Genomic DNA, 2117 nt, shown 5'->3' with positions numbered 1-2117 from the left:
GCACCGATGCGGTGAATGGCTCGCAGCTTTTTGCGACCAACCAAAGCCTCAATAACATCAACAATGGCGCGGGCATCAAATATTTCCACGCCAACTCAACGCTCGCCGACAGCACCGCGACCGGCGTGGACAGCGTGGCCGTCGGCCCAGCCGCGAGTTCGACCGCCGCTAATGCGATCGCCATCGGCAACGGCGCCGTCGCCGGCACTGCCAACTCCATCGCCCTGGGCAACGGCGCCACCACGGCTGCTGCTGTTGCGACCGCCAATGGCGTGATCAATGGCACCACTTTCAATTACGAGGGTGCGACACCGACTGGCGTATTGAGCGTGGGCAGCGTCGGCGACGAACGTCAGATCACTAACGTGGCAGCCGGTCGGGTGTCTGCGGCCAGCACCGACGCGGTCAACGGCAGCCAGTTGTTCTCCACCAACAGCGCGGTGGATGGCTTGGGGACGCAAGTCGATAGCCTTCTCAACAACGGCACCGGCATCAAGTATTTCCACAGCAATTCAGCRCTGCCCGATTCGCAAGCCAACGGCGTGGACAGCGTTGCAATCGGCCCGCAGTCCATCGCTGCAGGCGCCAATTCGTTCGCCGSCGGCTCGGGCTCCAACGCGACCGCTGATGGTGGCCTGGCGCTGGGGCATCAGAGTCAGGTCCAGGTCTCGGGCGGTATCGCACTGGGCGAAGGTTCGGTCGCGAACCGTGCCCTGGCACCGGCCAGCGGCACAATCCCGGTCGGTAGCGGCGCGATCATATATGACACCTCGGACGCGACCTTGCTCGGTTCGGTTTCGGTGGGCAAGGCAGGCAGCTACCGGCAGATCACCAATGTGGCGGATGCCACCGAAGATCACGACGCCGTGACCCTGCGTCAATTGACCGGGGCGATGGGCTCCTTGAGTTCGACCGGCACCCGCTATTTCCACGCCAACTCGACGAACCCGGTGGACTCGCTCGCGAGCGGCGCGGAGTCGATTGCGGTAGGTCCGGCCACCGTGGTCAACGGTGACAACGGCATTGGTATCGGTAACCAGGCCAGTGTCGGTCAGGCTGCCGCTGGTGGCATTGCCATCGGCCGCAATACGCAGGTGTTGCAGGCCTCCGGTATCGCCATGGGCAGCGCGGCCCAGGCATCGGCTGAGCAATCGGTCGCGTTGGGTGCCGGTGCCAATGCGAGTCAGGCCATGAGCGTGGCGCTGGGTTCGAGTTCCGTGACCACGGTCGGGGCAGAGACGAGTTACAGCGCCTATCGATTGGCGTCACCGCAGACGTCGGTTGGCGAGGTCGGCATCGGCACGGCGCTGGGAAATCGCAAGCTCACAGGGCTGTCGGCAGGTACGCAGGTCAACGACGCGGTCAACGTGGCGCAACTGAAATCGGTCGGTGATCAAGTGGACCAAAACACCACGGACATCACCAACCTTGATGGTCGGCCAAGGCTTCTGCTGACGGCAGTGTTGCAGTGGGCAGCGGTGCCAGTGATGACGGTCGAGGTGCAGAGGCTTACACCGGCAAGTATTCGGCGGCGAACAATGTGACCTCGGGCACGGTGTCGGTGGGCAATGCGGCGACCGGCGAAACCCGGACCGTCAGCAACGTCGCTGACGGCAAGGACGCCAACGATGCGGTCAACGTGCGCCAGCTCGACGGTGCGGTCGCCGAATCCAAGCAGTACACGGATGACTCGATCGCCAATCTCAATGGTACTGCAATTCAGCAGGGTGCCCGTATCAGCGCCGTCGAGGGCGATGTCTCCAACCTCAAGAACGGCACCGACGGCATGTTCCAGGTGAACAACAGCAGTGCAGTAGCCAAACCGAAAGCCACAGGCGTCGATTCGATAGCCGGCGGTGCGGGGGCGGTGGCGTCGGGCAAAAACAGCGCGGCGGTCGGTACGAAGTCTCAGGCTACCGGAGAAAACTCGGTCGCTGTGGGCAACGGKGCCAAGGCTTCTGCTGACGGCAGTGTTGCAGTGGGCAGCGGTGCCAGTGATGACGGTCGAGGTGCAGAGGCTACGGTCGAGGTGCAGAGGCTTACACCGGCAAGTATTCGGCGGCGAACAATGTGACCTCGGGCACGGTGTCGGTGGGCAATGCGGCGACCGGCGAAAC

General features: G+C 63.5%; 1 protein-coding gene and 1 pseudogene. Both read left to right on the top strand.

Annotated features, from left to right (window positions below; translation table 11 throughout):
• Positions 1-11: 11 nt before the first annotated feature.
• A pseudogene (locus tag AC1DH9_RS28460) lies at positions 12-1379 on the top strand (hypothetical protein); the annotation flags it as partial.
• Positions 1380-1540: 161 nt separating this feature from the next.
• Positions 1541-2074, top strand: coding sequence for a hypothetical protein (locus AC1DH9_RS28455; protein ID WP_477809265.1), 534 nt, complete (start codon positions 1541-1543; stop codon positions 2072-2074).
• Positions 2075-2117 lie beyond the last annotated feature (43 nt).

It is taken from the genome of Pseudomonas sp. 05T35 (genome assembly GCF_056396605.1).
This window is presented reverse-complemented; position numbering and strand designations above follow the sequence as displayed.